We start from the raw sequence: 25,712 nt of genomic DNA on the forward strand, positions 1-25,712 counted from the left end.
GCTTCACGTATTTTTTATGTTGAGAAATTTAAACGTAAATTAACCTTGAGTATAACTTCGTTTTAACCTCGTAAGTTTATATTATAAACAGAACAAGACGGAAAGGAATGATGCGTTTATTAGGTCCCAACGGTGCAGGAAAAACGACACTGCTTAAAGTTCTTTTAGGCATATTTCCTCCAACTTCAGTCCGGCAAGCGATTAATAGCGACATTATTTCTGCTGCTATGAACTTGGTAACGTTTCATTTCCAATAATGAAAATGTCAGGTCGCAATAGTCTTATCTTTTTCCCAGACTAATAGGCATATTTGAAAAAATAGAATGTAAATAGAGGATGATTTGACATGGAACAGGTTATTTTTGTGATTTCAATGCTCGCTTTAGGAGTTACACTGGTGACATTTTTCGGAATGATTTTGAATGACGGATTAAGAGGAGTATTAAACTTCTCAAGAAAACCCGTAAAATTTATGGCTGGATCATTTCTGGTGTACATTGTTGTGTTTGCTGTTTATATTTTAATAAGTGTAGGGTAGTATTGAACTTTTATAGAGGTGCTCATTGGGGGATTTCCTAAACGAAAAAGCGATCCTGTAAAGGACGCTTTTTTATATTAGTTTTATTCCGCTGATTAAAATAATCGCCGCCATCACAAACTGCAGGGGGCGCGGTGAGAATTTCGGCGAAAAGAAGCTGCCGAGAAGCACACCCGGCACAGAGCCGATCAACAGATTCAATACAAGCAGGTAATCGACGCTTCCGAAGCTTGCGTTTAACAGACCGGCAGCAGTTACGAGCAGAAAGGCATGTGCGATATCCGTTCCCACCACTTCTGCCGTTTTCATTCTGAACAGGTATAACATGGCGATCGCAAATAATGAGCCGGACCCAATAGATGTCAGGCCGACGATGAAGCCGAAAATGACGCCGATCAGTATCATGAGTGTCCGCTTTTCTTCAAGCGTTTTTTGCTGCCAGCGGTTCGGCCGCAGTTTTTTATCGAAAAAAAGGCGGGCGATAATGGAAATGGCGACAAGGGTCAGTACGTAGCCGAGCGCCTGTTTGATAATCTGCTCCTGATGCTGGTGAAAAGCGGGAAACAAGTGAAGAACACCGATGGCGGCTGTTGCGCTGGGAATGCTTCCGAGCGCCAAGTAACCGACAAGTTTAAATTGAACGGTGCGCTGCTTCCAATGAGAAACGACACCGAACAGTTTGGTGATGGAGTTATATAAAAGGTCAGTGCCGACGGCGATTGAGGGGTTGATCCCCAAAACGATCAGTAAAGGAGTCAAAAGCGCCGCTCCTCCCACACCCGTCAATCCGACAAGCGTTCCGACAAAGAAACCCATAAACACAATGCTTACTGTCATCTGTGTGCCTCCTGAATAATCCTACTATTTTTATCAGATTATATATGATTAAGAGGCGGTAATCAATTAAATTTTCGGAAAATTTTATACAGAACAAAAAATCCGCCAGCCTGCTGTTATGTCGCAGACCGGCGGATGGCCGGATTATGATTTTTGCTGATAAAACGGAAGTTCCGTGTGGCCCATTTCTCTGACATACACGAAAAGATTGCCTTTATGATGAATTTCATGCTCCATGGCAAGCTGAAGGAGAGCCGCGCCGGTCACTTTTCTGCCGAAAGAGGCGGTCAGGTCAATTTCGCGGTTCAGCTGCTCTTCTGTCAGCTGTGACAGGATGTCTGTCGTTTTTTCAGTACACGTTTCAGCCAGTTTGACGAGGTCTGTTTCTGCTTCTTCTTTCGGTTTGTTCTGGATGGCTGATGCGTTTCCGTCGTTAATGACGTTTGCAAACATAAGAAAAGAATAAACCATGTGTTTTACAAGTTCCTGAGCGGACATTGATGTCTCTGCCGGCTTGTAATCGTAATGTTCGCGGCTGATTTTTTCCGCCAGCTCAATCGTCACGTTTCGATGTGACAGAAAGTGGCTGACCAATTGATTTTGTGCTGTCATGTGAAAACCCCCATTTAATACAGAATAAAAAGCTGCAAGGATATGCTATATCAACGGCACGGAAGAAACAAGCAATAAGCTTGTGACGGAGATAAATCGTTGCGGATATCCGAAATTCGACAATTGCGGTCTTTTTGCGTTCTTCTTTTTCTAGCAAATATGATAAAATATGACATATCTCGGTCATTCCAAAAGGGGGGATTTATTGAGGATGAAGCAGACTATTCCGTCCTCTTTTGTCGGGCTCAAAATTAATGAATGGTATACCCATATCCGGCAGTTTCACGTCCTTGAGGCGGAGCGCGTCAAACGTGAAGTAGAGAGAGAGATCGAGGATATGGAAGAAGATCAGGATCTGCTGCTGTATTATTCATTAATGGAATTCAGACACCGTGTCATGCTGGATTACATCAAGCCCTTAAAGGAGGACCCTTCTCAGCCTGAGTTTTCAGAATTATTGGAAGACATTGAAGGCAACCAGTATAAACTGACAGGACTGCTTGATTACTACTTTAATTTTTTTCGAGGAATGTACGAATTTAAACAGAAAATGTTCCTAAACGCCATGATGTATTACAAACGGGCTGAAAAAAACCTTGCACTCGTTTCTGATGACATCGAGAAAGCTGAGTTTGCTTTTAAAATGGCCGAGATATTTTACAACCTGAAACAAACCTACGTCTCCATGAGTTATGCCGTTCAAGCCCTTGAAACGTACCAATCGTATGAGACGTACAACGTCCGCAGAATCCAATGTGAATTCGTTATTGCAGGGAATTATGATGACATGCAGTATCCAGAAAGAGCATTGCCCCACTTAGAACTTGCTTTAGATCTTGCAAAACAAGAAGGCAATCCCCGTCTTATCAGTTCAGCCTTATATAATCTCGGAAACTGTTACGAAAAAATGGGAGACCTCTCTAAAGCAGCCGAATATTTTGAGACATCCGTTTCCATTTGCAGGTCAGAAAAGTTCGATAATCTTCCGCATTCTATTTACTCATTAACACAGGTTCTTTATAAACAGAACACTACAGCCGAAGCAGAGAAGCAATACCGCCTCGGGCTCAGTATCGCCCGCGAATACAATGATGAATTGTTTGTGAATCTGTTCCAATTTTTACATGCGTTATACGGCAAGGAAATGGATAACGCATCCGTCAGGCACACGTTTGATTTTCTGGAAGAACACATGCTGTATCCGTATGTGGAAGAATTGGCGCATGACGCTGCCAAATTTTACATGAAACACGGACAGCCTGAAAAAGCGCTCACGTTTTATGAAAAAATGGTGCACGCCCAAAAACAAATCCAGAGAGGAGATTGTCTATATGAAATCTAAACTGTTGTCAGGATTGCTGCTTGTTGCTGTCGGGTTCAGCTTTACACAGGTGATCGGCCATGAAAGCCATTTGGAAAACCAAGCGGACGGCACATTCCATATTGCCGCGCGCAACCAAACATAACATAAAGACCCTTCTTTGGAAGGGTCTTATTTTTTGCATGCGTATCCATTCCATTTTTATCCGAATGCAGGGTCTATATGCTCAAGTTATCTGTCCTACGAATGCCACCTATTGATGAAAAAGGCATAAGGAGAGATGAAGAGTGGGGATTGAAGTGAAAAAACGGCTCGTATCGGCTGATAAATATGCGTTAAAATGTCCGAATCCGATGACGCCGGAGTATATTACCATTCATAACACGGCAAACGACGCATCCGCCGCTAATGAAATCAGCTATATGACGGGAAACAGCGAATCAACGAGCTATCATTTTGCGGTTGATGACAAAGAAGTGATCCAGGGAATTCCGTTGGACCGGAATGCCTGGCATTCGGGAGACGGCACGAACGGTACCGGAAACCGAAAGTCGATTGCTATAGAAATCTGTTACAGTAAGTCAGGCGGCGAACGGTACAGAGCCGCAGAAGAACTGGCGATTGCGTTCGCGGCGCAGCTTTTGAAAGAACGGGGCTGGGGGATTGACAGAATCAGAAAGCATCAGGACTGGAACGGAAAGTACTGCCCGCACCGCATTTTGTCTGAAGGCCGCTGGGATGAAGTGAAGGCGAAGATTGAAAAGAAATTAAGCGGAAGTATGCCGGCGAAAAAAGCCTCTATTTCTTCTTCCGCGTCTGAATACCATGTGAAAAAAGGCGACACCTTATCGGAAATCGCCGCATCGCACGGTGTCAGCGTAAAATCGCTGCAAAGCATCAACCATATCACAGATCCGAATCACATTACAGTCGGACAAGTGATCAAGCTCGCTCAGACGGGTTCTTCTTCAAAAAGTCAGGCTGTGTCTTCCTATCCGCTTCCATCCGGTGTGATCAAAGTGACGAAACCGCTGACGAAAGGGACAAACGTAAAACAAGTGCAAAACGCTTTATCCGCTCTTTATTTTTATCCCGATAAAGGAGCAAAAAATCATGGGGCGGACGGCGTTTACGGTCCGAAAACGGCAAATGCCGTAAAACGTTTTCAATCCGTCAGCGGATTAACGGCAGACGGAATTTACGGCCCGAAAACGAAGGCGAAAATTGAAGAAAAACTGTAATCAATAAAACGGAAGCCCCCCGGGCTTCCGTTTCTTCTTACATACAAACTGCGGCAAGGGCCTTTTGAATATCATAAATGCTTTCATCTTTTTTAAACTGCTTTGAGACAGCGGGAAGTTCCGCGCCTGAAATCCAAATTTTCAGCTCTGAATCAAGGTCAAAGCGGCCGGCGGTTTCTACGCTGAATCTGGAAATGCTCTTGTACGGAATGGATTGAATCTCCGTTTTCTTCCCTGTGAGTCCCTGTTTATCAACAAGAATAAGACGCTTATCCGTAAAGACAATGATATCTCGGACAAGCTTAAATGCGGCATTGACATTCTCACCTTCCAGCAGAATACGAGCCAGTTCTGCTTTTGCTTCAGCCGTCGATATTGTCGACGCATTGCCCAGCAATCCATTGATGAACCCCATGATATATCCCCCCTGATACGTATTCTATCAAATCATACTATAAAAAGGTTTCCATTCCCAGATGAGTAGAGTAAACTGGTGCTGACTGGAAAAGGAGAGCATGCTACACATGAAAGATAGATATGACAATTTCGCAGCCCTTTCTGCTGCTGAATCGGAATACAGAATTATTTATGAAGAAAAAGAGGGAAGTAAATGTATCGTCCTCGCTCCCCACGGCGGCAGGATTGAGCCGGGTGTCAGTGAGCTGGTGCGGGCATTTTCTGACCAAAGCTCAATTTATTTATTTGAAGGAACGAAGCGGTGCGATAACCGTTCTCTCCACTTGACAAGCACACGCTTTGACGAACCCCTGGCTTTAGAAAAAGTGACTGCCCATCATTACGGATTGGCTTTTCATGGGTATCATGATCTGAAAAAGGCAAATACACTCGTCGGGGGCGCGGATCTGGAAAAAGCAAGACTGATTTGTGATCTGCTGCGTGAAGCGGGGTTTGATGCCGAGCTGACAGAGAAGAATGATCGGCTGGCAGGTGTAAATCCCCGCAACATTGTCAATCGGACAAAAAGGAAAATGGGGCTGCAATTGGAAGTGAGCACGGCGCAGAGACACGCGCTGTTCAGCAATTTTGGCTGCCGGGGAGAAAAATATACGCCAACCGATCTGTTTTTTCGGTATGTAGAGGCCGTGAAGGCCGGTTTTTATGATAAATGAACAGGGGGCCCGTTCTTATATTTTCTGGAGCTGCTATGCGGCGCAAGAAGTGCGTGGCGGGCAGCACGGTGAGAATGATGACATTCTGCCGGCTGCGTTCCAAGCCGGCAGAGTATCGCTAATTTTCAATAAAATACGGCGTTTTTTCTTCAGCGGCATGCAAGTGTGTCTGTCCGCTTTCATAATACACATTCGGCCGCTTGTCGGATAACAGACAAGCGAGCCGCTTCTGAAATTGAATACCTGCTTTACGCCGTTCAAACAGCTCCAGCCTTTTTTCCGCAAATGATGCCGTCACCCGGAAAGCGGCAGCGATTAAAATGACGGCGTGGCTTCTCCGTTGGGGAAGCTCCATGTTTAACAGCATAAAGGTCGGCACACAGAAGTGGTACATAAAATGGTTGGCCTGAAATTCCTGCAGTTCCCTGAACAGCTTGTTCATATGAAAATGGTTGCCGGTATGCTTCAGCACATGGCACAGTTCGTGCGCAAAATCCTGCCATTGCTCTTCGGGTGACTTTTTTTGATTCAAGACGATGCTGTACATGCCGTCCCGCTTCAGCATCATACTGTGCGTATCTTCAAAATGAATCCAAATGTCAAGCTCCTTGGCAATCATCTGCATATCAATATGGAGAGGGGCGGTCATTCCCATGCGGCAATATAAGTTTTTGACGTATTCCTCAAGATGTGTTAAAAAATCGCCCAATTGAATACACCCTTTCGAACATATGTTCTTTTTTAAGCGAGAAAGAAAAGCCCTGATCGGACTTTGAATCAATTCCCTTTTCTTTTAAAAATAAACATTCAGCTTTTATATCGGCTGAACGTTAAGCAGTTTAAAGGAAAAGAGCGGATTATTTATTTTTCGGCCTGCGGTTTTTCTCTTTTTCTTTTAAATAATTAATGAATTCAATTGCCTGCTGCTTGCTTTCCGGAGAAAAGTCCTGCATGTCCCGATATGCGATCTGCAGGTCGGGATCGGCAAACATGTCTTCATCTGAAGGTTCTTTTCCGGTTAACAAATAATCAGTCGACACTTTGAAATAATCCGCAAGCTTTTGCAGCGTGTCGTAATCGGGTTCAGATCGGCCGTTTTCATAATGAGAATATCTGGCGCGCGAGACACCGATATGATTTGCGACTTCTTCCTGCGTTTTCTTTCCTCTGAGACTCTTTAATCTTCCGCCTATCATCCGAATGACCTCTCTTTTTTCAACACCCTAAGTTACTTATGATTATAGATACAAAATGTATCAAAATAAAGGGATGATAAAAAAAGTATCAAAAAGGTCTTGATGATACGAAAGGTATCGTATATAATCAACATCGTAGGGATACGAAATGTATCAAAATACGATAAGAAATTGATCGGGAGGGTGAGAGATGCAGCCGATAATCATCCGTTTCAGCAGCAATCCGGCTGACCAGAGATGTTTAGGAAAAGCAGGCGGTTCGATATCTTTTACCGCTTGCGGACTACCGGTATTCCGATTTGATAACCGATTGCAGTATGAACGCTATATAGGTCTGAAGACAAACGGAGACGTCCCTTATGAGTCGTAAAAGCTACCCGTTTTTCATCTATTCCGGATTATTGAATTCAGAACATTATGACAAAATCGGGTCCGCCATTTGGCTGTTTTTATGGTTCATCAGCACAACGACAAAGGAACACGTAAAAGACGGTGTAAAGTGGGGGATCGTCCTTGGTCATAAGCCCGTAAAAGCAAGAGAGATGGCCGATGTATTTGCCGTCAGCGAAAAAACCGTCAGACGGTGGCTTGAGGTTTTGGAACAGCATGAATATATCAAAACCGTCCGCGCCCCTTACGGACTCATCGTCTCCGTAAAGCACTCGAAAAGATTCACGCCGAAAAAGACATTGACCCGCCCGGAAGCAACTGACCGGACAATATCGGCGGATCACCGGGACAAAAATGTCCGGAGAGAAATAGATATAACAAAAAATCATACTGCTGAAGAAACGATTAACGACATTGCCGCCCATTTTATCAGATTAAGGTCTGCACAGGAGGGGCGGAGCGTATACCCGTCGCCCCGGGATTATCAGGCCATCGCCCGTATTGTTTCCCTCGGTGCGTCAGCACAAGAAGCAATCAAATGGCTCGGCGAATGCTTTACCGCTTTTGAACAGCGGCGCACATCTTCAGCTGAAACGATCAAGGCTTTCAGCTATTGCGCCAAGTATATGGAAGACCGCCTGAATGCACGAATTGCGGGAAGGACAATCACAACAAAAAAAGAGAGGAATACGATACATGACAAAACGAACGATCGAGCAGATACTGGCCGACCTGAAAAACGGAAAACGTCCATTACTGGCGGACAGACCGGAAGAATCAGACGAAAGCCGCTTTGACTGTCCGCTCTGTAAAGATCAGGGCGGTTATCTCAAAAACCAGCTGGGATTGGATGTGTGGGTTAAGTGCCGCTGCGCCGCCGAACGAAAAGCAGAGCGCATCCTCAGCGCAAGTGAGATTACAGGCGCCTTTCGGAAGCTGGATTTCAAAGGATTTATCACGCGGGGCAAGCCTCAGGCAGTCGTCGACGCATATGAGTGCGCCCTTGAATATGTTGAAAACTTCGACAAGATTAAAAACTGCCGGAAAAACAGCATTGCCCTTTTAGGGCGTCCGGGGTCGGGAAAAACCCATCTTTTGACCGCTCTCAGCAATTATGTCATGAGACAGAAGCAGACACCCGTGCTGTATTTTCCTTTTGTGGAGGGCTTTACGGATTTAAAAAATGATTTTGATCTGTTTGATGCAAAGCTTGGCCGTATGAAACAGGCGGATGTGCTTTTTATCGACGATCTGTTCAAACCGCTGAACGGAAAACCCCGGGCGACCGATTGGCAGATTGAACAAATGTACGCCGTCGTGAATTACCGCTATTTAAATCATAAGCCGGTTCTTATCTCGAGCGAGCTGGCCTGTGACGGACTGGTGCAGGTTGATGAAGCCTTAGGCACAAGAATTTATGAGATGTGCAGCGATTATTTAGTCATCATTAATGGCAATTCATTTGACGTAAACCACAGATTAGAGGGGGCGAGATAATGTGTAAGCTGTGCGGGCCGAAGAAGGTCATTGTGACGGAAACGGGTTTCGGCGCTGTCTTTCACCCTTGCCCGAACTGCAAAACAGGCACTGATTTAACGCCGGTCATTAAACGTCTCGAACGAATGGTTCAAGACGCAAAAGCGAGGCTTGATGCACGTGTATAAATATATCAAATGGCTTTTTTGCCTGCTGTTCAGGGCGAAACGGATAGAAAAGCAAATTGAAGCATGGCATGAGGCTGATGGAAAGTGAGGATAACCATTGCAAGAAAAACACAGCCCCGCTCCATGGCGGGCCGTACACAGCGGAGAAGAAAAACCCATTTACATTTATTCCGCTTACAGCGAAGCGGATAAAGAGAAGTTCCCTTATTCAAACGGAAGGCTCATCGCGGCCGTTTTCAACTTAAGTTCATACTCTCAGCAGATCAACGCGGCATTGATGGCAAAAGCTCCGGAACTTTTTGAGGCGGCCGAAACGGCTCTCCGCCTGCTCCGGGGAGAAAGTTCTGAAGAAAAAGAAGCGTTCATAAATGAGCTCGGAAACCTCATACATGAAGTAAACATCCTGAAAAAGACGGAGGACGTAAAACATGAATCCTAAAAAACTGACTGACATTGAACATACAACATTACAAAGCCAGCTGGAAGAAGGCAAGGTGCGGGTCATCATTGTAGACGGACTGAAGAAGGAAGCATGGCTCGCCGAAGCGCCGGAGCACGGCAAAACGCTTGTCGAAACGCGAAAAGGGGATCTGGCCCGGGTCGAATATGAAATCGGCTTTAAATTGAATTAAAAACAGAATACGTCCAAGACGGAAAGCCTGCGGACACTGATCAATCGCGTACATGCTGCGCATTGGTTGGTGTCCTTTTTTTGTTCCGCAAAAGAGGAGGATCTGCATGGAAGACTTACTATTTGAATATAAACGCACGCTGAAAGAGACGAAAAAGTGGTACAAGCAGCTGGAGGAAGCCGATGAAACGGTGCTTACTTCAGAAGAACTGAAAGATAAAAAAATCATCAGAACGATCATTACAGATGTGGAATATGTCATCGAATGGCTTGAAAAAGGCCGGCAGCCCGGCATAAGAAGAGCGATAGACCGCAGAGACGCTTATCAGAGAATGCTGATTAAAGATCCGAGAATCATAGAAACCTATTCGCAGGCGCTGATGTTTGAACCTTCCGCAAATGTGACTGAAGAAGACAGAATCAGACTGCGGGACGCATTAGCCGTTTTAACGGATAGAGAAAAAGAAATGCTGCTGCTCCACAAAGCGGAATGCTTTTCATATGAACGGATTGCCGCCTTGCTGAATGTAAAGAAATCAACCGTACAGACGACGGTCAAACGGGCGCTTCTAAAAATACAAAAACAGCAGGAACAAAGAAATCAATCGCCTGCTTCATAAGTTGTCATACGTTTGCCACCTAGAAGTGAACAGACGATCACAAAAAGCGGCCCGATTAGAAGCCGCTTTTTATTATAGACAATCATGTCGGAGGTGGCGGTGATGCCGTAGCATGAAAAACGCAAAAAGAAAACAGGCATTTACAATCTATCAGTCTCATAAAGGCCGCATCACAAATCGCGCCCTTGCCGGCAAATCAGGCGTATCCGCAAGAACGATCGGCAGATGGAAAAAAGAAGGGCGCTGGGACGAGGCGCTTCATAAGAACGCGGAAAGCGGCGGAAAAAACAACCCGGGCGAAGGTGATGAGTTAAACGAACGCCAGCGGCTGTTTTGTCTTTATTATGTGAAAAGCTTTAACGCCACCCAATCTGCGATAAAAGCCGGCTATTCACCGGAAAGCGCGCATGTGACGGGAAGCAGGCTGTTAAAAAACGAAAAAGTCGCCAAAGAAATCAGCCGCATGAAAAAGGAAATGGTCAATAAAGTGTTTGTCGAAGCGATGGACGTTCTTCAAGTCTATGTGAAAATCGCTTTCGCCGACATTACCGATTATGTAACCTTCGGAAAAAAAGAGGTTCAGGCCTTCGGAAAATCAGGGCCGCTCTTTGACGAAAATGATAAGCCGATTATGCAGGAAATCAGCTACGTTGACGTTAAAGATTCGCACCTTCTGGACGGAACCATCGTCACAGAAGCAAAACTCGGAAAAGAGGGCATTGCAATAAAGCTTGCCGACAAGATGAAGGCTCTTGAAAAGCTGTCCTTGTACTTTGACCTTTTCCCTGATCAATTTAAACAAAAAATCGAAAATGAAAAATTAAAGCTGGCACAGCAGAAGATGGAAAAAACAGAAGACAGCCAAAAGCCGATTGACATTGTCATTACGCGGAAAGAGGAACGGTCATGATTGAAAAAGCGGTCAACCCGCGCTTTGAAGATTATTTGTTCAATTGGAATGAAACGTACCAATTTCTCGTCGGAGGCTACGGCTCGTCAAAAAGCTATCATACCGCGCTGAAAATCATCCTGAAGCTGCTTCGTGAAAAGCGGACGGCGCTTGTCGTGCGGGAAGTTTTCGATACGCACAGAGATTCTACTTTTGCCTTGTTTGAAGATATTATCGGGGAGCTTGAGCTGGGACATGCCGTAAAGGCCGTGTCTTCACCGATGCAGCTGAGATTTTCAAACGGAAGCCGGATTATGTTTAAAGGGATGGACAACCCGGCCAAATTGAAATCCATTCATCATATTTCACTGATTTGGATTGAAGAATGCTCTGAAGTGAAGTATGAAGGCTTTAAGGAGCTGATCGGCCGTCTGCGCCATCCCGAGCTTTCGCTTCATATGATATGCACCACAAATCCCGTCGGCACCTCCAATTGGACGTACCGGCATTTTTTTCGTGATGAACAAAAAAAACGCTTCGTATTGGATGATCAGACGCTGTATGAAAAAGGCACCGTCGTTAAGGGAGATACGTATTACCACCACTCCACAGCGTACGATAATCTGTTTTTGCCGAAAAGCTATATTAAGCAGCTGGACAGTTTACGGCATTACGATCCCGATTTATACCGGATCGCCCGCAAAGGACAGTTCGGCGTCAATGGCATCCGCGTGTTTCCGCAGTTTCAGGTCATGGAGCACAACGAAGTAACGGAGCGGATTGCTTCCATCAGACGCCCCCTGTTTCGGACCGGCATGGATTTCGGTTTCGAAGAGTCATACAATGCGGTCATCCGGCTTGCCGTCGATCCGGATCAAAAAGAGCTTTATATTTTCTGGGAGTATTACAAAAACAAAATGACCGATGATCAGACAGCTGAGGAGCTTCAGGAATTGGCGGATCAAAAAGAGCTGATCAAAGCGGATTCGGCTGAGCCGAAAAGCATCCAATATTTTCGCAGGCAGGGCTTTTGCATGGTTGCGGCCAAAAAGTTTCCGGGCTCAAGACTTCAGTATACAAAAAAACTGAAACGGTTCAAACACATCTATTGCTCAGACAGCTGTCAACATACGATCCGCGAATTGCAGAACTTAACGTACGCAAAAAACAAAAACGGCGTTCTGTCGGAAGATGAGTTTTCAATTGATCCCCACACACTTTCAGCCATTTGGTATGCGCTGGATGACTATGACGCGGCGGATTTGAAAGATGCATCACAAAAACGGAGACGTCCGAATCGGGAAAGGAGGAGGTAGGCGTTGCCGAACTATCAAAACGTTAGAGCCACCGTCTTTAAATCAAAAATGGCCGCGCCGCAGGCAAGGCAGATGAACGAAGATCAATTTGCCGATCTGTACGGCGAAGACATCATTTCACCGCCCTATAATCTCATTGAACTGAAAACAATCGCCGAATACTCGACGATTCTTCAGCAGTGTATTGACGCGTATCGGGTCAATATTACGGGTTTTGGGTTTGATGTGGAATACACCTTTGATGTAAATAGCCCAGATTGCTCCCCGTCAAAAAAGGCCCGGGCCGAAAAAAACTGGATGAAGCTGGAGAGCTTTTACAAATGTCTTCATTTTGATGAATCGGCCGAGACGATCCTCGGATATGCGATAGAAGACCGTGAAAAAACGGGCAACGGTTTTCTCGAAGTGCTTCGGGACGGGGCGGGAAAACCGGCGGGGATTGAATATCTGGATGTGAAACATATGCGCGTCTGCGGTGTGACTGATCCCGTTGAAGTTACATTTTCTTATGAAGAAAATGGCGCATCCAAAACGATTAAAAGGCAAAAACGGTTCCGTAAATATGTTCAGATGCTGAACGGTCGGAAAGTGTTTTTTAAGGAATACGGCGATCCCCGCATGATGGACATGAGAACCGGCGAATACGTAAAGACCCTGTCTGAAGAATACCGGGCAAATGAAGCCATTCACTTAAAAATCGGCAGCGGCACTTACGGAATTCCGCGCTGGGTCGGCAATATCGTCAATCTGTACGGCGCCCGGAAAGCGGAAGAACTGAATTTTATGTATTTCAAGCAGGGCCGTCACGTGCCGGCCGCCATTACGGTTGAAAACGGCATGCTGTCAGAAGCATCGTACAAAGAACTCCAGGATTATATGAATGACCTGGAAGGGGTGGAAAATGCCCACAAATTTCTGCTGATTGAGGCGGAAGGCATTGCGAAGGAAAAAGACCTTCACGGAGGCGAAGACATTACGCCCGTGTCTGTGGAAATTAAATCACTTGCGGAAATTCTGCAGGATGATGCGCTGTTTCTTGAATATGACGACAAAAGCAGAAATAAACTCCGTTCCGCTTTCCGTCTCCCGCCGCTTTATACGGGCGAGGCGCAGGAATACAACAAAGCCACCGCCGATACGGCACGGAAAATAACGGAGGAGCAGGTGTTTCAGCCGGAGCGGAAAACGCTGATTAATAAGCTCAACACGTTATTTTTGCCTGAACTAGGTCTCCACGATGTACAGCTCACATTGAAGGGGCCTGATTTTCGCGATCCGCTTGAAATTGCGAAGGTGCTTACGCCATTTATTTCCGCCGGCGCGGTCTCTCCTAATGACCTCCGTGATCTGGCCGGAAGAGTGCTCGGCAAGACGCTTGAGGAGTGGCCTGAAGAGTACTACAGCCGGCCGGTGCTGAAAGGGAAAAAGGAGCAATCCTGAAAGGGGGTGAAAACATCTCGTGCCGAGAGAATTGAGAAATGCCGTCATCAGTTTTGTGAGCTATGTCGATAAGGCGGCGAACCAAACGGAATTCTTTTTTACAAAATCAGCCGGAGGCCTTCCGTCATTTGAAAAAAAGGTGAAGGTGTTTACAAAAAGCGAATCGGATGAGCAGAAACTTGTTTACGGCATCGTTTACGAGCCGGATGTCCCGGATGCCCATGGCGATTATATGACGGCTGAAGAAATTGAAAAGGCCGCTCACGGTTTTTTGGCGGACGCCCGCAACATCGATACTAATCATAATTTTGAAGGCGGGACCGGCGAGGTGGTGGAGTCGTACGTCGCCCCGGATGACTTTGAAATCGGGAATGCTGTGATCCGGAAAGGATCTTGGGTGCTTGTCACCAAAGCTTCCGATGAAGTATGGGATCAGATTAAAGCCGGTATCATTACGGGCTACAGCATGGCGGGAACCGCTGACGTTTACGAAGAGCCGGCAGAAAAGCAAGCCGGCTTATTCGGTGCGGTCAAGCAATTTCTCGACCGTGACCGCAAATCAAGAAACCGCAAGGGAGAGGACTTGAACAAGATGAGAAAAGAAGACGTAAGAGAATCGATTGAACACGCGCTGCACCCGCTTTTAAAGCGGCTTGACAGCTTGGACCAAAACACGGAAGACAAAGACGGGGCGGCTGCGCCGTCTGATGAAGAAAAGCTGAAAACGCTTGTTGAGGACATGCTCGCGCCGATTATTAAACGCATTGAAGCGCTTGAAAAAGTAAGAGGCGCATCAAAGCAGCCGGAAGAAGAGACGGGCGGCCAAGAGCCTGTTAAAAAATCCATTTGGAGCGGACTGCTTTAAGCCCAGTCAGAAGGAGGAACTGTAGAGTGAGAAATCAAGATATCATCAGAAAGGCGGAAATGTCACTTTCCGCTTTAAAAAGCGGCGGTTTAATGAACCCCGCACAAGCTTCAGCATTTATCCGCATGGTGCAGAACACGCCGACCATTTTCAGCGAATCGCGTGTGATTCAAATGGAAAATGACTCGCAGAAATTTGAAAAAATCGGTTTCGGCCAGCGTATTCTGCGTGCCGCTGAGGAAGGAAAAGCCTTAACTGACGATCAGCTGACCGTCCCGGCAACAAGTACGGTGCAGCTGAATACGAAAGAAGTCATTGCGGAAATTAATATCACCTATGACACGCTTGAAAATAATATTGAAAAAGACGGCCTGCAGCAGACGATCATGCAGATTTTGGCGGAGCGGGCGGCAGTCGATATTGAGGAGCTTGTCGTAAACGGCGATACATCTTCTTCTGATCCGTACTTGGCACAGCTTGACGGAATCCGTAAGCAGACTGTATCTCACGTCATTGACGGAAACGGGGAAGAGCTGTCCAGAGCCACATTTAAAAAAGGCTTAAAAGCCATTCCGGCAAAATATTTGCGCCTGCCTCAGGAATTCAGATTTTACACATCTCAAGGCATGGAGATTGAATGGAAAGACCGTGTGGCTGACCGTCAGACCAATCTGGGGGATCTTGCGGTGCAGGGCGGTTTGTCTTCAGCATTCGGCGTTCCGGTCAAAGGAGTGTCCAATCTGCAGCCGTACTCGGTCGGAGAAGGTGACTCCCAGTACGATGCGTCTGACATCATTTTGACTCACCCGAAAAATATCATTCTCGGTTTTTCACGGAATATCCGAATCGAAGTAGATAAAGATATTCGCAGCCGCAAATTTATTATCGTACTGACGGCTAAACTTGACAGCAAATTTGAAGAAGAAGATGCAAGCGCCAAAATCGTAAACGTTAAAGAATAAGACGGAGGTGGCAGTTATGTTAATTCAGCCGTCTGACGTTGTTTCATATTCAGTTTATGATCAAGTCAAAAACAGGCCGGAGCCGCTTCTAATACAGGACATTCTGGAGGCGGAGGCGGAAGCGGCCAGAATGGCGGGGCATTCGTTCACTGACCCTATTTACTCACCGCTTCCCGAAAAGATTAAGCTTGCGTTATTAAAGCTTTCTCAATATTTTGCGCTGATCAACCAGAATGAAGCAGCCGCTTCCGCCTATCAATCTGAAAAGATAGGCGACTACTCGTATACGGTGGCAGGTGAAGGCGGAATCAGAAAACCGGCGGTGCACCATCTGCTCTGTGAATATATCACGCCGGGTTATTCCCCGGTTTCTGCAAACGCAAAGGTGAGACCTTTATGAGCTACGAACGGCTGCTCACTGACAGATGCGATATTTATCATGAGACGGTGTCAGTTCCGAAGGCCGGACGCTTCGGGATTCCCGCCGAAAAGCTCCAGCCTGTCTTTTCTTATCCGGAAGTGCCCGACGCTGAAGACGTGCCGTGTCTGTTTGTTGAAAAACAGCAGCAGCTTATTCAGCTTGCGCCTGATCATAAGGTATATCAGCGGTTTCTCGTTCATTTTCCGAAAGAGGCCGCTGTGCGTGTCAATGACAAAATCATTTGGGAAGGACAGGCGTATATTCTGGAAATGCCGAAGAAAGCAAGACAGCACCATTGGGAGGTTATCGCTGTGAGAGATGACAGACTATGAGCATAAAAAACCTTGAGCAATGGAATCGGTCGCTGCAAAAGGCATCATCCGGAGAATTTGCCCGTCAGGCAGGCGAATGGCTGGAACAGTCAGGAGAGGATTTTCTCGACATGGTAAGGGAGGAGCTTGTTCATTCGGGAGGAATTGAAACAGAAAACCTGCTGTCTTCTTTCCGAAAAGGAGCGCAGGATCATGTATGGATCATTGAAAACGGGGGACTGACCCTTGAAATCGGCACCAATGTAGAGTATGCCTCATTCATAAATGACGGACATTGGACCGTCTCAGATGAAAATGTCAGATGGGTGCCCGGGTATTTTCAAGGCTCCCGGTTCATCTATGATCCGTCAGCTTCAACGGGAATGGCGCTCAAAAAACAGTGGATCAGCGGGAATGGGTTTTGGGACAAAGCCCTTCTTTTGTATGAAACACTCTTCGCCGAATCGCTGGACAAGCGTTTCAATCAGTGGCTTAACACGTTGGGGGGAGATATCGGATGAATCGCGAAACCGGTTCAATCGCCGCTTTTTTGTATCAGCAGTGCGGCGTGCCCGTATATGAAAATGAACTGCCTGAACAATTTCAGGTACCGTCACTATACATTCCGCCCCCATTTGTTTTTGACGAAAATGATACAGTCTCCACTTATAAGAAAACGTACAGTCTGAATGTGAAGCTGTTCCATGCCGACTCGGTGCAGGCGCTCTATGCAGCCGACCGGATCGCTGATGCGGTGAGAGAATCAAGACAGCTGATTCCGCTGCTTACGGAATCAGGGGAGGATACCGGTGATTTCGTCCGCATCAGCCGTATCGAAACAAGAGTCGGAGACAAAGGCGAGGCAGTGATCACAATCCGCTGGACGAGCCGCTACTACTATCAGAAACAAACATCTCCCGCACTGCGGGATGTGGACATTAACAGCGGGGTGAAAGAAAAGTGAAACAACATAAAAAGAAAAACGCCGTAACGGCGGAACGAGCGGTTCTTTATGACACGGCGGATTTAACAAAGCACGCGAAGGAGCTTTTCGGCGTAAAACCTGAGATTCTCCAGGGGGCTTTATTCGGCGTGAAGCAAAAACAAATGACAAAAGCGCAAGCCAAGTCTTACATTGAAGCATTTTTAACCAAGGAGGTCATGCAATAATGAACGGCGGAACATTTACGCAAGGAAAAGAAAAAGAACGTGCCGGGATCTATTTTAACTTTAAAACAACCGCCCAGGAGCGGGTATCGATCGGTGAACGCGGGATTGTCGCCCTTCCCGTCGCATCCGGCTGGGGGGAAGCGAAAACATTCGTTTCCATTTCAAGCATTGAAGATTTGAATAAAAAAGTGGGGCTCAGTATTGAAGATCCGTCACTGATTCTGCTTCGTGAGGCGAAAAAGAAAGCAAAAACCGTTTTGATGTACCGTCTGACAGAGGGAATCAGAGCGAGCGCCGATCTTTCGCAAGGTGTTAAGGCAACCGCTTTGTACGGCGGTTCAAAAGGAAATGACATCATCATCCGCATCAGTGAAAACGTCCTTGATCAGACCGCTTTCGATGTGACCACTTACATGGATGAAGCGGAAGTTGACAAACAAACGGTGAAAAAAGCCGAAGAATTAAAAGCAAACGGCTATGTCACATTCACGGGAACGGGCGAACTGTCGGCTTCCATCCCGCTGACAGGCACTGAGGAAGAATCCGGGGAAACGTTAAACCCGCAGGCAGGCATCCGTCTCGCGGGCGGAACTGATAAAGCACCGGTCAACTCAGACTATACGGATTTTTTAGCTGCTGCTGAAACGGAGAATTTCGATGTCATCGCTCTTCCTGTCGCGGAAAACGATCAGCTGAAAGCGACATTTGCCGCATTCATTAAACGCCTTCGCGATGCGCAGGGACAGAAAGTGCAAGGGGTGACCGCCCATTACAGCGGGGATTATGAAGGCATTATCAATGTGACTGAAGGTGTCCTGCTGGAAGACGGAACCGAGATTAAAGCTGAAGATGCGACCGCCTGGGTGGCAGGCGCAAGTGCCAGCGCCGCATTTAATCAATCCTTAACATTCGTTGAATACGAAGGCGCCGTCGATGTGCTGCACCGCCTGACTCATGATGAAGTGATCGAACGTCTTTCCAAAGGTGAATTCCTTTTCTCTTATGATGCCCGTGATAAGTCAGTCAGCGTTGAAAAAGATATCAACTCATTGGTGACATTTACGGCAGAGAAAAACAAAAAGTTCGCGAAAAACAAAATCGTCCGTGTGCTTGATGCGGTGAATAACGATTTGACACGTGAACTGAAAGCCTTAATTAAATCGAAAAAAGGCACGGGCAGCGATCTTCCTGCGACAAATGACGGCCTTCAATTCGTCAAAACGATGATCATTCAATATTTGACTACGCTTCAGGATGCGGGCGGCATCGCCAACTTTGATTCAGACAAAGACATTACAATCGGGCTGAATGAAGACCGCGACGGCTTTTTAATCGATCTCGCCGTACAGCCTGTGGATGCGGCAGAAAAATTCTACTTTAACGTGGAGGTAAACTAAGATGGCATTAAAAGCGCAAAACACGATTTCAGGAAAAGAAGGCCGTTTATTTCTCGACGGAGAAGAGATGGCGCATATTAAAACGTTTGAAGCAAACGTGGAAAAAAACAAATCAGAAGTAAACATCATGGGCCGCCGCATGACGGGACATAAAACAACAGGCGCCAACGGGACGGGCACGGCAACATTCTATAAGGTCACATCCAAATTCGCCGTCCTTATGATGGATTACGTCAAAAAAGGCAGCGACCCGTATTTTACACTGCAAGCCGTTCTTGATGACAAATCATCGGGCCGCGGAACAGAACGCGTCACTCTGTATGACGTCAACTTTGATTCTGCAAAAATCGCCGGACTGGACGTAGACTCAGAAGCACTCGAAGAAGAAGTGCCGTTTACCTTTGAAGATTTCGATGTGCCGGAAAAGCTTTCTGAAACGTTTTAATTAAGATCGGTATGAGTGAAACAGGCCTTTTTACAGGCCTGTTTTTTATAAAAAATAGAGTAAGGGAGTTTTCAACATGAGCGAAAAAAACGAACAAGTATATGATCTGTCATTCTTTATGCCGGGTAAAACAGTCGAGGCTGAGGAGATTCGGGTTCCGCTTTCAAAGCGTTTTGTCGATAAAAAAGGAAACATCGTGCCTTTTATTTTTAAAGCCATTACGACTGAGCGCATTGATGAACTGGAGAAGGAAAGCACGACATATAAAAATGTGAAGGGCAGAGGCCGAGTAAAAGACTTAGACAGCCAGCGCTTCTATGCGCGGATCGCGGTTGAATCTACGATTTACCCTGATTTCCGGTCTAAGGAGCTCCGCGACGCTTACAAAACGGCAGATCCGGTCGAGGTGGCAAAACGCGTGCTTTCAGTCGGCGGTGAGTATGCAAATTGGCTGAATAAAGCGATTGAGATCAACGGTTTTGAAGATGAATTAGAAGATCTGGAGCAAGAAGCAAAAAACTGATAAAAGATGGGAATAAGGAAGCCGTGTATCTCTATTACGCGATGCATGAGCTTCATTATTCTCCATCAGAACTGAAAGAGTTATATGAAGCACCGAGACATTTTAAGGCGCTGTTGTACGGTTTAATCGGTTACAAGCTGGACATTCTTGAAAAACAAGCGAAGAAAGGGGGAGCGACATCATGGCAAAGCTGACCGCCCGTTTTGAATTGGAAGATCGGGTTTCAAAGAAAATAAGGAAAATCCAAAATGGCTTCAGAGCGCTTGAGAAATACAGGAAAATGACAAAACGCCAAAGTGAAATTGATATACGCAAAGAGAGTAAATCTGTTTTAAGAACAATTGACCGCATTCAGCGCTCTATGAAAAGAAAGCTGGGCGCACAAATGATCTCTATTTCAGCTGAAGACGGAGCCAGTGCCGTCATCCAAAAGGTGCAAGCCCAATTAGCGGGTCTGCCTGCGTCTTTAACCATTAAAATAGGAGCAAAAGACAGCGCGACAGCGGCATTTGAGAGATTGCGGGATCTGGCTGCCGGTTTTAAAGGATTTACCGTTTCACTGTATGCGTCAGACGAAGTGACCCCTGCCATGGAACGTATCAAACGCTATATGCAATCTGCGTTAAAGAACGGGTACTCTGTCACTATACGCGTCATAGATCACGTCATGAAAACAGTCGGCCGAATTTCAGCGGGCATTGATTCGCTGACGGGAAAAAACAATGTTATTCAATTATCGTTAAACGAAAAGGTGACAGCACAGCTGGCTGCAATGCAAAAGAATATGCCGGACGTCGGAAAAGCTTCTGCATCTGCTGCTCCTGCTTCGCCGAAAAACGATTTTTCAATTGCAGACACCTTCATGAAAAAAGTCAATGACATCGCATCCAAATTTTATCCGGAAACAATCATAGCGGAACTGGATAAATTCGCTGCAAGCTTTATGAAGAAAGCGGACGAAATCGCAAGCAAATTCAGCCCGGAGACGATTTTAGCAGAATTGGACAAGTTCACGAGCTCATTCATGGGAAAAGTAGACGAAATCGCAAGCAAATTCAGCCCGGAGACGATTTTAGCAGAGTTGGACAAGTTCACGAGCTCATTCATGGGAAAAGTAGACGAAATCGCGAGCAAATTCAGCCCGGCAACGATATTAGCCGAACTGGACAAGTTCATGACCTCATTCATGGGAAAAGTAGACGAAATCGCGAGCAAATTCAGTCCGGCAACGATTTTAACCGAACTGGATAAGTTCACAACGTCATTCATGGGAAAAGTGGACGAGATCGCAAGCAAATTCAGTCCGGCAACGATTTTAACCGAACTGGATAAGTTCACAACATCATTCATGGGAAAAGTAGACGAAATCGCGAGCAAATTCAGCCCGGCAACGATTTTGGCAGAGCTGGATAAGTTTACAACATCATTCATGGGAAAAGTAGACGAAATCGCGAGCAAATTCAGCCCGGCAACGATATTAGCCGAACTGGACAAGTTTACAACATCATTCATGGGAAAAGTAGACGAAATCGCAAGCAAATTCAGCCCGGAGACGATTTTAGCAGAGCTGGACAAATTCGCTGATTCGTTTATGAAAAAAGTAGACGGGGTCGTGAGTAAATTCAGTCCGGAAGCCATATTGAAAGAACTGGATAAATTCACTGATTCATTTATGAAAAAGATAGATGACGTTGTCAGCAAATTCAGTCCGGAGACCATACTGAAAGAACTGGATCATTTTACTGATTCGTTTATGAAGAAAGTCGACGACGTTGTCGGCAAATTCAGTCCTGATAAGCTAATCGACCGCGCCGAACAATTTGTAAATGACACGATTGACCGAATTTCTGAGAAATTCGATTTTCTCAATCCGGATAAGATTTTGGAAAAAGTGGAGCAGTTTACATCCTCACTGTTCGGAGGCATTGATAAAAAGTTCGGCAAATTCAGTCCTGATGCGATCATCGAAAAAGCCGAGGCATTTGTTGATAAAATTGTCAGCAAGATTGCCAAGAAATTTGAGAAATTCAGCCCGGACAAAATCATCGAAAAAGCCGGGGAATTAATAGAAAAAATATTTTCAGGAATCGCTGAAAAATTAGGCAAACTCAATATCGGCGGATTATTAGGAGGCGGCACGAAAAAAGAAAAGAGTAAGGGCGGCCTTACTGCCGGCGGCTCCAACGGCCCGAAGCGTCCTGATCTTGCAAAGGGTTCACAGCGCACGGTAACAGCGCCAAAATCTTCAGGAAAGTCAGCCAAAAAAAACGGCGGGGCTTTTGGGGGATGCTGCTGCTGTACCGGAGTGACGAGGGGCAAAAGCAGTAAAGTCGAAGGGCGAAATAAATCCTCGAAAAGAGGTTCCTCCGTAAAGGAAAGCAAACAGGCATCCGTAAACACGCCGAAAACAAAAGGGGCAGGTAAAGGCATCGGCGCGCTTTTGAAAGGCTTGGGAGATTCAAAGGCGCTAAAAGGCGGTATGAAAGGGTTAAAAGGTGCCGCTAAAGGAATTCCCGGCATAGGTGAATTGTTATCACTTACTGATTTAGCCGGCATCAATAAAGATAATGCAGGAGAGAAGGTCGGCTCAGCAGGCGGCGGTCTTGCCGGAGCCGCGGCCGGAGCGGCAATCGGCAGCGTTGTTCCCGGAGTGGGCACATTAATCGGCGGCGCGGTAGGCGGCATCGCCGGCAGTTTAGGCGGTTCCAGCTTGGGAGAGGCCTTTGATTCAGGAGCTTTGAAAGACACGTGGAATGATATTTCCAAAGCGGCGCAAAGTGCTTGGACAACAATACAAGATACTTGGGGAAGTGTTTCATCCTGGTTCATGGAAAATGTATGGACGCCGGTTTCATCAGCTGTCGTCGGAGTGGCGACCAGCATCTGGTCAAATATCGTGAATGCGTGGACGACGATTCAAGGGATTTTCAGCACGGTGTCATCCTGGTTCATGGAAAATGTATGGACGCCGGTTTCATCGGCTGTCGTCGGAGTGGCAACCAGCATCTGGTCAAATATCGTGAATGCGTGGACGACGATTCAAGGTGTCTTCAGCACAGTATCCGGCTGGTTTATGAGCACGGTGTGGGAGCCCGTAAAATCGGCTGTCGTCGGAGTGGCGACGTCCATTTGGAGTAAAATCACAGGAGCTTGGGATAAAATTAAATCCGTTTTCAGTACGGTTTCCGGCTGGTTCATGGATACTGTCTGGAATCCGGTGAAAGACATGGTGAAAAATGTCGGTAAAGGAATATCAGATGCTTTCCAGACTGCTTTAGATACGGTAAAGGATATATGGAAAGGGTTAAGCGGCTGGTTTGAGAAACATATAAAAGAACCTCTTGTAAAAGTGGGAACGGCCATATCAGATGCTTTTTCTGCAGCATTCGACTGGGTGAAAAAGATTTGGGATAAAACCGGCGGCAAAATGATTTCAGGCATAATGAACTTTGTCACAGGAGGCGGCGGAGATAAAAAGAAAAAACCGGACAAAAACGCCACAGGAGGCTACATTACAAAGCCGACCATTTCCTGGATTGGTGAAGCCGGTAAAGAATTTGTCATTCCCGTCGACAACAATCGCGGACGCGGAAAGATGCTGCTTTCACAAGCTGCGTCTAAGCTCGGCATGCGTGTTGTCGATGATATGGGCGCGGCTTCGGCTCAGTCTTCTGCTGTTCCGGCGGGAGCGGGCGGTGTTTCTTCTTCTGCATCTGTGTCGGCCGCAGCGTCTGTGGATTCTTCCGGATTTGCCGGGACGGCTTCATCACTCGGCAAACAGTTTACTGAAGGCTTTGACAGCGGAATCAGCAAAAAAGCGGTGGATATGGACGGCTGGAAGGAAAAAAACATCGGAACGCCGTTCAATGCCCTCATTTCGTCTTCATCCGGTTACGGAAAGCAAGTCGTTGCGGGCTATGCCAAAGGTCAGAATACTTCGCCGACGGGCACCGATTCATTTTTAAAAACAAAGGTGAAAACACCTTATCAATCGGCGGTTAATCAATCGTCATCATGGGGCGCCGCAACGGTGAAAGGATATTCGGCCGGACAGAATGCAAAAGATACGGGAACGTCGCAATACGTAAGCACACATATCAATAAACCGTTTGTGCAATCAAGAGATTCCGCGAACGGCTGGGGGTCAGGCCTGATCGGACACTTCGTATCAGGGATGACTGCAAAAGGAAGCGAAGTCAGACAGGCGGCCAAAGATATGGCCAAAAAAGTCGAGGACGCATTCAGGGAAGAGCTTGATATTCACTCTCCTTCCCGTGTCATGATGAGCCTCGGGCGCTTTGCTTCAGTCGGCGTCGTCAAAGGGCTTGGCTCAGTTGACGTGAAAAAATACGCCGAAAAACAGGCAGGCTCGCTAGCAGCAGCCTTTTCCGGCATGGGTGCAGCGGGAGGAAGCGTCAAAGAGTGGCTTTTGGCCGCAATGAAAGCAACCAATACGCCGATCAGCTGGCTTCCGGGATTAATGACGATCGCACAGCATGAGTCAGGCGGCAACCCTAATTCCATTAATCTATGGGACAGCAACGCCAAAGCCGGACACCCGTCACAGGGGCTTATGCAGACGATTCCGAGCACCTTTGAAGATCACAAAGCGCCGGGCATGAATGATATCAGTAATCCAATTCACAACGCCGCTGCCGCTATCGGCTATATTAAAAGCCGATACGGCTCGATCAGCAATGTCCCCGGGATTAAAAGTATGGCTCATGGAGGCCCTTACGTCGGTTATGCCAATGGGGGTCTGATTACCAAGGAGCAGATCGCCCGTGTCGGCGAAGGGAACAAACGGGAGTGGATCATCCCTGAAGAGCGGGGCATCCGGGGCCGTTATCTGCTGCAACAAGCCGCTCAAGCGCTCGGCATGGAAGTGTCCGATCCGTCCCAGACGGAACCGGCGGCGCTTTCAGCCGGCACGGTTTCCGCAGCCGTTAAAGGCGGCGGAAAAACCGTTCAAAAAACGGGAACAAAAGAAATTAAAATCGAATTCAGCGGCGATCAGCATTTCCATAACGGACAGGACGCCGACAGCCTCGCCGCCAAAATCAAACAGGCGCTGATTGATGAACTGCAAAAAGACATTTATACCGGAGCAAAGGGGGCCGTTGCTTTTGACTAAATCTGTTTACGAATTTTGGCTGTCCCAGGGGAAGGACAAGCTCCGGCTTCCCGTTCTCCCTGAAGCGATTGATATCGCAAACAGCGTGCAGAATGATTCCGTGAAAGTCACCGGACTTGGAGAGGTGACGTTTATCGAAGAACCGGGAGCGAAAGAAATTTCGTTCTCTTCTTTTTTTCCGAAACGGTACAGCCCGATTGCCGAATATCAAAGCATCCCTTCGCCGGAAAAAGCCATTTCAGCCATTGAAGCATGGATGAAAGCGAAAAAACCCGTTCAGTTTTTGATTACAGGAACAAAAATCAATGTCACATGCAGCATTGAAAGCTTTAATTACAGCGAAGGTGACAATGAAATCGGCGACCGGAATTTTGATATCGTACTGAAAGAATATAAAACCGCTTCGCCAAGAAAAATCAAACAAAAGAAAAAAACGAAAGCGAAGCGCCCGTCCAAAGCCTCACCCAAAACATATACCGTCAAAAAAGGGGATACGCTTTGGGACATCGCCGGCAAATTTTACGGAAACCATACGGAGTGGCGGAAAATCTGGAACGCGAATAAAACCGCCATGATTAAGCGCAGCAAACGGAATATCCGGCAGCCGGGGCATTGGATCTTCCCGGGGCAGAAGCTGAAGATACCGCAATGAAACGGGT

General features: G+C 46.6%; 34 protein-coding genes. 29 read left to right on the plus strand and 5 right to left on the minus strand.

Annotated elements, in window-relative coordinates:
- Window positions 1-110: 110 nt before the first annotated feature.
- Together G9F50_RS20475 and G9F50_RS15715 are read left to right on the plus strand one after the other, a co-directional pair.
- Complete coding sequence (locus tag G9F50_RS20475; protein WP_231945421.1) at window positions 111-257, plus strand: ATP-binding cassette domain-containing protein; 147 nt, start codon at window positions 111-113, stop codon at window positions 255-257.
- A gap of 89 nt (window positions 258-346) precedes the next feature.
- Complete coding sequence (locus G9F50_RS15715; protein WP_060561816.1) at window positions 347-538, plus strand: hypothetical protein; 192 nt, start codon at window positions 347-349, stop codon at window positions 536-538.
- A 72-nt stretch (window positions 539-610) separates the two neighbouring features.
- On the opposite strand, the gene G9F50_RS15720 is transcribed toward G9F50_RS15715, so the two are convergent.
- Window positions 611-1,375 (minus strand): sulfite exporter TauE/SafE family protein, encoded by a 765-nt coding sequence (locus G9F50_RS15720; RefSeq protein ID WP_007610763.1) that lies wholly within the window; start codon window positions 1,373-1,375, stop codon window positions 611-613.
- 144 nt (window positions 1,376-1,519) lie between these two features.
- Window positions 1,520-1,987, minus strand: coding sequence for a DinB family protein (locus G9F50_RS15725; protein ID WP_025284602.1), 468 nt, complete (start codon window positions 1,985-1,987; stop codon window positions 1,520-1,522).
- A 205-nt stretch (window positions 1,988-2,192) separates the two neighbouring features.
- Between G9F50_RS15725 and G9F50_RS15730 the strand changes: the two genes are divergently transcribed.
- The 3 genes from G9F50_RS15730 to G9F50_RS15740 all read left to right on the plus strand — a co-directional run bounded on the left by G9F50_RS15730 (window position 2,193) and on the right by G9F50_RS15740 (window position 4,549).
- Entirely contained in the window at window positions 2,193-3,329 is a 1,137-nt protein-coding gene (locus G9F50_RS15730) for a Rap family tetratricopeptide repeat protein (protein WP_087920760.1), read from the plus strand.
- The gene (locus G9F50_RS15735; RefSeq protein WP_003154881.1) at window positions 3,319-3,453 is read left to right on the plus strand and encodes a PhrA family phosphatase inhibitor; all 135 of its coding nucleotides are present in this window, start codon (window positions 3,319-3,321) and stop codon (window positions 3,451-3,453) included. Before G9F50_RS15730 ends, G9F50_RS15735 begins: the two co-directional genes overlap by 11 nt.
- A gap of 142 nt (window positions 3,454-3,595) precedes the next feature.
- Window positions 3,596-4,549 (plus strand): N-acetylmuramoyl-L-alanine amidase, encoded by a 954-nt coding sequence (locus G9F50_RS15740; protein WP_003154880.1) that lies wholly within the window; start codon window positions 3,596-3,598, stop codon window positions 4,547-4,549.
- A 37-nt stretch (window positions 4,550-4,586) separates the two neighbouring features.
- Here G9F50_RS15740 and G9F50_RS15745 read toward each other — a convergent pair whose 3' ends face one another.
- Entirely contained in the window at window positions 4,587-4,964 is a 378-nt protein-coding gene (locus G9F50_RS15745; RefSeq protein ID WP_007610770.1) for a PH domain-containing protein, read from the minus strand.
- A gap of 109 nt (window positions 4,965-5,073) precedes the next feature.
- Between G9F50_RS15745 and G9F50_RS15750 the strand changes: the two genes are divergently transcribed.
- Window positions 5,074-5,679 carry a poly-gamma-glutamate hydrolase family protein gene (locus G9F50_RS15750; protein ID WP_047935636.1) on the plus strand — a complete coding sequence of 202 codons (606 nt, stop codon included), beginning with the start codon at window positions 5,074-5,076 and terminating at the stop codon, window positions 5,677-5,679.
- A 118-nt stretch (window positions 5,680-5,797) separates the two neighbouring features.
- Here the strand turns inward: G9F50_RS15750 and G9F50_RS15755 are convergent, their stop codons facing one another.
- Both G9F50_RS15755 and xre read right to left on the minus strand, forming a co-directional pair.
- Window positions 5,798-6,388: an ImmA/IrrE family metallo-endopeptidase gene (locus tag G9F50_RS15755; RefSeq protein ID WP_007610775.1), complete on the minus strand. Its 591-nt coding sequence runs from the start codon at window positions 6,386-6,388 to the stop codon at window positions 5,798-5,800.
- A 148-nt stretch (window positions 6,389-6,536) separates the two neighbouring features.
- Entirely contained in the window at window positions 6,537-6,875 is a 339-nt protein-coding gene (xre, locus tag G9F50_RS15760; protein WP_060561815.1) for an HTH-type transcriptional regulator Xre, read from the minus strand.
- A gap of 190 nt (window positions 6,876-7,065) precedes the next feature.
- On the opposite strand from xre, the gene G9F50_RS15765 reads away from it, so the two are divergent.
- The 23 genes from G9F50_RS15765 (at window position 7,066) to G9F50_RS15875 (ending at window position 25,705) form a co-directional block, all read left to right on the plus strand.
- Window positions 7,066-7,245, plus strand: coding sequence for a hypothetical protein (locus G9F50_RS15765; RefSeq protein ID WP_007407285.1), 180 nt, complete (start codon window positions 7,066-7,068; stop codon window positions 7,243-7,245).
- Window positions 7,235-8,062: a hypothetical protein gene (locus G9F50_RS15770; protein WP_060561814.1), complete on the plus strand. Its 828-nt coding sequence runs from the start codon at window positions 7,235-7,237 to the stop codon at window positions 8,060-8,062. Before G9F50_RS15765 ends, G9F50_RS15770 begins: the two co-directional genes overlap by 11 nt.
- The gene (locus tag G9F50_RS15775) at window positions 7,962-8,762 is read left to right on the plus strand and encodes an ATP-binding protein (RefSeq protein ID WP_060561813.1); all 801 of its coding nucleotides are present in this window, start codon (window positions 7,962-7,964) and stop codon (window positions 8,760-8,762) included. The genes G9F50_RS15770 and G9F50_RS15775 overlap by 101 nt, the downstream gene beginning before the upstream one ends.
- A complete protein-coding gene (locus tag G9F50_RS15780; protein WP_003154863.1) occupies window positions 8,762-8,929 on the plus strand; it encodes a hypothetical protein in 168 nt (55 codons plus the stop codon). Before G9F50_RS15775 ends, G9F50_RS15780 begins: the two co-directional genes overlap by 1 nt.
- Window positions 8,930-9,026: 97 nt before the next feature.
- Complete coding sequence (locus tag G9F50_RS15785) at window positions 9,027-9,368, plus strand: hypothetical protein (RefSeq protein WP_060561812.1); 342 nt, start codon at window positions 9,027-9,029, stop codon at window positions 9,366-9,368.
- A complete protein-coding gene (locus tag G9F50_RS15790) occupies window positions 9,358-9,561 on the plus strand; it encodes an XtrA/YqaO family protein (protein ID WP_007407280.1) in 204 nt (67 codons plus the stop codon). Before G9F50_RS15785 ends, G9F50_RS15790 begins: the two co-directional genes overlap by 11 nt.
- Window positions 9,562-9,667: 106 nt before the next feature.
- A complete protein-coding gene (locus tag G9F50_RS15795; protein WP_012117362.1) occupies window positions 9,668-10,180 on the plus strand; it encodes a sigma-70 family RNA polymerase sigma factor in 513 nt (170 codons plus the stop codon).
- 112 nt (window positions 10,181-10,292) lie between these two features.
- On the plus strand, window positions 10,293-11,090 hold the full coding sequence (locus tag G9F50_RS15800) for a terminase small subunit (protein WP_007407278.1): 798 nt from the start codon (window positions 10,293-10,295) through the stop codon (window positions 11,088-11,090).
- Window positions 11,087-12,385, plus strand: a complete 1,299-nt coding sequence (locus G9F50_RS15805) for a PBSX family phage terminase large subunit (protein ID WP_060561811.1) — start codon at window positions 11,087-11,089, stop codon at window positions 12,383-12,385. Before G9F50_RS15800 ends, G9F50_RS15805 begins: the two co-directional genes overlap by 4 nt.
- A 48-nt stretch (window positions 12,386-12,433) precedes the next feature.
- Window positions 12,434-13,825 (plus strand): phage portal protein, encoded by a 1,392-nt coding sequence (locus G9F50_RS15810; RefSeq protein ID WP_094031916.1) that lies wholly within the window; start codon window positions 12,434-12,436, stop codon window positions 13,823-13,825.
- A 19-nt stretch (window positions 13,826-13,844) separates the two neighbouring features.
- A complete protein-coding gene (locus G9F50_RS15815) occupies window positions 13,845-14,690 on the plus strand; it encodes an XkdF-like putative serine protease domain-containing protein (RefSeq protein WP_060561810.1) in 846 nt (281 codons plus the stop codon).
- 26 nt (window positions 14,691-14,716) lie between these two features.
- Entirely contained in the window at window positions 14,717-15,652 is a 936-nt protein-coding gene (locus G9F50_RS15820; RefSeq protein WP_007407274.1) for a phage major capsid protein, read from the plus strand.
- A gap of 16 nt (window positions 15,653-15,668) precedes the next feature.
- On the plus strand, window positions 15,669-16,052 hold the full coding sequence (gene yqbG, locus G9F50_RS15825; RefSeq protein ID WP_032871274.1) for a protein YqbG: 384 nt from the start codon (window positions 15,669-15,671) through the stop codon (window positions 16,050-16,052).
- Window positions 16,049-16,405 carry a DUF3599 family protein gene (locus G9F50_RS15830; RefSeq protein ID WP_007407272.1) on the plus strand — a complete coding sequence of 119 codons (357 nt, stop codon included), beginning with the start codon at window positions 16,049-16,051 and terminating at the stop codon, window positions 16,403-16,405. The genes yqbG and G9F50_RS15830 overlap by 4 nt, the downstream gene beginning before the upstream one ends.
- On the plus strand, window positions 16,402-16,905 hold the full coding sequence (locus G9F50_RS15835) for an HK97 gp10 family phage protein (protein ID WP_025284607.1): 504 nt from the start codon (window positions 16,402-16,404) through the stop codon (window positions 16,903-16,905). Before G9F50_RS15830 ends, G9F50_RS15835 begins: the two co-directional genes overlap by 4 nt.
- A complete protein-coding gene (locus G9F50_RS15840) occupies window positions 16,902-17,348 on the plus strand; it encodes a hypothetical protein (RefSeq protein ID WP_015417289.1) in 447 nt (148 codons plus the stop codon). Before G9F50_RS15835 ends, G9F50_RS15840 begins: the two co-directional genes overlap by 4 nt.
- A complete protein-coding gene (locus G9F50_RS15845; protein WP_060561809.1) occupies window positions 17,345-17,554 on the plus strand; it encodes a YqzN/YkzM domain-containing protein in 210 nt (69 codons plus the stop codon). The genes G9F50_RS15840 and G9F50_RS15845 overlap by 4 nt, the downstream gene beginning before the upstream one ends.
- A complete protein-coding gene (locus tag G9F50_RS15850) occupies window positions 17,554-18,951 on the plus strand; it encodes a phage tail sheath family protein (protein ID WP_007610810.1) in 1,398 nt (465 codons plus the stop codon). Before G9F50_RS15845 ends, G9F50_RS15850 begins: the two co-directional genes overlap by 1 nt.
- A 1-nt stretch (window position 18,952) precedes the next feature.
- Entirely contained in the window at window positions 18,953-19,396 is a 444-nt protein-coding gene (locus tag G9F50_RS15855; protein WP_003154837.1) for a phage tail tube protein, read from the plus strand.
- A 76-nt stretch (window positions 19,397-19,472) separates the two neighbouring features.
- Complete coding sequence (locus tag G9F50_RS15860) at window positions 19,473-19,919, plus strand: phage tail assembly chaperone (RefSeq protein WP_003154836.1); 447 nt, start codon at window positions 19,473-19,475, stop codon at window positions 19,917-19,919.
- A gap of 41 nt (window positions 19,920-19,960) precedes the next feature.
- On the plus strand, window positions 19,961-20,113 hold the full coding sequence (locus G9F50_RS15865) for a hypothetical protein (protein ID WP_015239684.1): 153 nt from the start codon (window positions 19,961-19,963) through the stop codon (window positions 20,111-20,113).
- Window positions 20,101-25,053 (plus strand): transglycosylase SLT domain-containing protein, encoded by a 4,953-nt coding sequence (locus G9F50_RS15870; RefSeq protein ID WP_060561808.1) that lies wholly within the window; start codon window positions 20,101-20,103, stop codon window positions 25,051-25,053. The genes G9F50_RS15865 and G9F50_RS15870 overlap by 13 nt, the downstream gene beginning before the upstream one ends.
- Window positions 25,046-25,705 carry a LysM peptidoglycan-binding domain-containing protein gene (locus tag G9F50_RS15875; RefSeq protein WP_025284610.1) on the plus strand — a complete coding sequence of 220 codons (660 nt, stop codon included), beginning with the start codon at window positions 25,046-25,048 and terminating at the stop codon, window positions 25,703-25,705. The genes G9F50_RS15870 and G9F50_RS15875 overlap by 8 nt, the downstream gene beginning before the upstream one ends.
- Window positions 25,706-25,712: the final 7 nt, after the last annotated feature.

Source organism: Bacillus sp. EKM206B, assembly GCF_011066015.1.
Lineage (GTDB): Bacteria > Bacillota > Bacilli > Bacillales > Bacillaceae > Bacillus > Bacillus velezensis.